The following is a 3,858-nucleotide window of genomic DNA, read 5'->3' as shown; positions in this document are numbered from 1 at the left end:
CGGGCACGGCCGAATTCCTCGTCGATGCGGATGATTTCTCGTTCTACTTCCTCGAACTCAATGCCCGCATCCAGGTGGAGCATCCGGTGACCGAGGCAATCACCGGCGTCGATCTGGTGGAACAGCAGTTGCTGGTGGCGATGGGGCATCCCCTGCGGCTGACCCAGGCCATGGTGCGGCCCCATGGCCATGCGATCGAGGTGCGTGTCAATGCCGAAGATCCCGACGCCGATTTCCGCCCGGCGCCCGGCGTCGTGGCGCGCGCGGCCTGGCCGGCGGGGCCGGGCATCCGGGTGGACAGCCACATCGCCAACGGCGGCGAGGTTCCACCATTCTACGATTCGCTGCTGGGCAAGCTGATCGTTCATGGTCCCACGCGCGAACAAGCCGTGGCGCGCATGGCGGCGGCACTCCAGCACCTGCGGATCGACGGGCTGCCGACCACGGCACCGCTTCATCGCCGCATCCTGGCCGATCCGCGCTTTGTCGCCGGCGGGGTGGACACCGGCTTTCTTGCCGGCCTCAATCTTACGGGATCCAAGCCATGACCGCGATCCGCCTTGTCGATGTGACCATGCGCGACGGCAACCAGAGCCTGTGGGGCGCCACCGGCCTGCACACCGCGCACATGCTCCAGGCCGCGTCGCTTACGCAGGCCTGCGGCTTTGCCGCGGTGGATTTCACCTCGTCGAGCCATATGGCCGTGGCTGTCCGCTATTTCCGCAACAATCCTTGGGAACGGCTGCGGCGCATGGCCGCCGCCATGCCGACCACGCCGTTGCAGTTCATCACCACGGGCCTGCGTTTCATCGCCTGGCAGCAGGCCGATCCCGATTTCATGGCGGTGGTCTATCGCACGCTGCAGGCCAATGGCGTGGGCCGCTTCGTGCTGCTCGATCCGATGCACGAGGTGCCCGCCGTGATCGAAGCGGCGCGGCTGGTAAAGCAGGAAGGCGGGGCGCAGGTCATGGCCGCGCTCACCTTCACGCTGTCTTCGATCCATACCGACGCGTTCTACGCCGATTTCGCCCGCGCCTTGGCGCAATGCCCCGATATCGACCTGTTCTATATCAAGGACCCGGGCGGGCTGTTGTCGGTGGACCGGGTGCGCACGCTGGTGCCGGCGGTAAAGGCCGTGATCGGCGCCAAGCCGCTGGAAATCCACGCCCATACCACGATCGGCCAGGGCATGCTTTCCAGCCTGGAGGCAGCGCGCCTGGACATCAGCGCCGTGCATGTGGGCGTTGGCCCGGGTGGCGATGGCTCATCGCTGCCCGAGGCGAACCGCATGCTCGCCAACCTTGAGGATGCCGGCCACAGCGTGGAGATCGACCGGAACGCGCTCACGCGCCTGACTCGCTATTGGCAGCGCGTGGCTCTGGCCGAAGGCCTGCCGCCGGGCGCGCCGCAGAATTTCGATGCCAGTTTCCTGCGCCACCAGATCGCCGGCGGGGTGATGACGACCACGGCGCGGCAACTGGCCGAACTGGGCCTGGCCGACCGGATGGAGGCCGTGATTGCCGAAACCGGGCAAGTGCGCGCCGAACTGGGCTATCCCATCATGGTCACGCCGTTTCCGCAGATGGTCATGAACCAGGCGCTGTTCAATGTGATCGGCAGCCATCGCTATGCCCAGGTTTCAGACCAGGTGATCCGCTATTGCCTGGGCAAGTTCGGCAAGCCCACCTCGCCGATCGATCCGGCGGTGCTGGCCACGATCATGGACCGGCCACGTGCGCGCGAACTGGAGCGGGAGCCGGCGTTTCCCACCCTGGCCGACCTGCGCCGCCAGTTTGGCCAGGGCCTGCCGGACGAGGAATTCCTGCTGCGCGCGGTCATGCCGGGCGATCAGGTCGATGCGATGCTGGCCGCAGGCCCCTCGCGCGCCACCTACACGCCCGAGGCCGCGCCGCTGCTCAGCCTGCTGCGGCAATTGGCGGCCAAGCCCGACGCACGCAACCTGGTGGTCGAACGCCCCGGCTTTCGCCTCGCCCTTCATGCCGGAGCCAGCCTGTGACCGCCCTTTCCCATGATCATGCGGCGCGTCTGCGCGATGCCGCCGGCTTCATCTTCGACATGGATGGCACGATTGCCCTGGGCGACGCCAAGAGCGGCGGACACAAGGCCCTGCCCCATGCCGTGGCCCTGCTGGAACGGCTGCGCCAGCGCGGCACGCCGTATGTGATCTTCACCAATGGCACGGCCAAGGCGCCGGCCGACTATGCCGCATCGCTGCGCAATGCAGGATTTCCGGTAGACGATGCGCAGATGCTCACGCCATCGGCATCGGCCGCCGCGTGGTTTGCCGCGCAGGGGTTGCGGCGGGTGCGGGTGCTGGGCAATGCCGGCTGCGCCGCGCCGCTGCGGGCGATCGGGCTTGACGTGATCGATCCGTCGGAACCGGCAGAGCGCGTCGATGCGGTCTATACCGGATGGTTTCGCGAGTTCGATTTTGCCGCGCTTGAGGCCGGCTGCGATTCGCTGTGGCACGGGGCGCGGCTGTTTACCGCCAGCAACGTACCATTCTTTGCCACGGCCACGGGCCGCGCGATTGGATCGAGCTTTGCCATCAATGCGATGCTCACGGCAATGACCGGCAAGCGAGCGCGCATCCTGGGCAAGCCATCGCGCGTGGCCTTTGACGTGGCCCGCCAGATCATGGGCCTGCCGCGCAGCGCCGCGGGCGCGATGGTGGTGGTGGGCGATGATCCCGCCCTCGAAATGCGCATGGCCAACGGCGCTGGCGCCATGGCCGTGGGGCTGACCACCGGCCTGATGAAATCGGCCAGCGACCTGCCGCAGCGCGATCGGCCTGGCGTTCTGCTCGATGGACTGGAGCCGGTGTTACACGCGCTGGCCTGATCACTTGCAGGCGCAGGACGCCTTCTTGGTTTTCTGCTTGGTGGTGACGAACTCAGCGCGGGTCAACGCGCCATCGCCGTTGGCATCGGCGCTCTTGAACTTGTTCTCGGTGCTCACCGCCCATTCGTCAAAGCTGAGCAGGTTGTTGCCGTCGACATCCAGCTTGCGGAAATCCTTGGCCCGCGGGGCCAGCAGTTCGTTGCGGGTGATGCGGCCATCGCGGTCCTTGTCGAACCGGTCGAAGCGGCGCTGCTCGCGGCTGGCCTCGCTGGCATGTGGCAAGGCCGGGCCTTGCAAGCCGTCACCATCGGCGGTGGGCAGGGTATCGTCCTCGCTCGCCTCGGCTGACGGTGCGCTGCTGGGGACGGCGGCCAGCGCGGGGTTTTTCTGCACGGCAGCGTGGCCTTGCCACCAGAAAACGCCCGCTGCCACCAGCATCAGCGCGCCCAAAGCACCCACCAACGTCCTGTTCATGTCCACCCCCCGGTTTACGCAATTTTACGGTCCCGGGCGGACGTTCACAGGGGAAAGCGATACCGATTTGGCAGGATCAGCGGCCGATCAGACCAAGCCTCAGCGCCGCAAGGAAGCGCAGCGCCGGGCTGCCGCCCTCGCCGCGCAGGGCCATGCCCCGTAGCAGCGCCAGTGGCCGCATCGCGCGGGGCAGCGGCGCCGTTCCGCGCGTGGATAGCGCCAGGCCGCGCCACTGGCGGGGGGCCCGGTCCACCGGCGCCAGATCGACAATGTCAGACAGACCGGCCAGCGCCAGCATCACGCCCACGCGGGCCTCATCAAGCGCCGCAGTGCCTTCCTCGCCCACGTGCAGCGCCTCATAGCCATCGACCAGCGCCGAAAGCGCGGGGCGTGCCGGGTTCCAGGGGGAAAGCATGGCCAGCAAGGGTTCACCCTTGGGCCAGCGGGCGGCATCCTCGCCCAGGCGATCGCGCCACCATGCCAGCCGCAGCTGGATCATGATGGCGTCGCGCCCATCCCGCG

The 3,858-nt window shown here is 67.7% G+C and carries 4 protein-coding genes and 1 pseudogene; 3 read left to right on the top strand and 2 right to left on the bottom strand.

The genetic code is table 11. The annotated features are described in order from the left end of the window. The 3 genes and pseudogenes from H926_RS29995 to H926_RS0122640 all read left to right on the top strand — a co-directional run. Window positions 1-548 (top strand): annotated as a pseudogene (locus tag H926_RS29995) (acetyl-CoA carboxylase biotin carboxylase subunit); the annotation flags it as partial. Continuing rightward, entirely contained in the window at window positions 545-2,017 is a 1,473-nt protein-coding gene (locus tag H926_RS0122645; protein ID WP_022678272.1) for an acetyl-CoA carboxylase, read from the top strand. The pseudogene H926_RS29995 and the gene H926_RS0122645, both read left to right, overlap by 4 nt. After that, window positions 2,014-2,862 (top strand): HAD-IIA family hydrolase, encoded by an 849-nt coding sequence (locus H926_RS0122640; protein ID WP_028658388.1) that lies wholly within the window; start codon window positions 2,014-2,016, stop codon window positions 2,860-2,862. Before H926_RS0122645 ends, H926_RS0122640 begins: the two co-directional genes overlap by 4 nt. Here the strand turns inward: H926_RS0122640 and H926_RS0122635 are convergent, their stop codons facing one another. Then, on the bottom strand, window positions 2,863-3,336 hold the full coding sequence (locus H926_RS0122635; protein WP_022678297.1) for an EF-hand domain-containing protein: 474 nt from the start codon (window positions 3,334-3,336) through the stop codon (window positions 2,863-2,865). 76 nt (window positions 3,337-3,412) lie between these two features. After that, window positions 3,413-3,858: hypothetical protein (locus tag H926_RS29990; RefSeq protein ID WP_237741164.1), on the bottom strand; the 446-nt coding region annotated here is incomplete at its 5' end.

It is taken from the genome of Novosphingobium sp. B-7, from assembly GCF_000410615.1.
Classification (GTDB): Bacteria; Pseudomonadota; Alphaproteobacteria; order Sphingomonadales; family Sphingomonadaceae; genus Novosphingobium; species Novosphingobium capsulatum.
The sequence above is the reverse complement of the archived record's forward strand: the minus strand, read 5'-3'. Positions and strand labels throughout refer to the sequence as shown.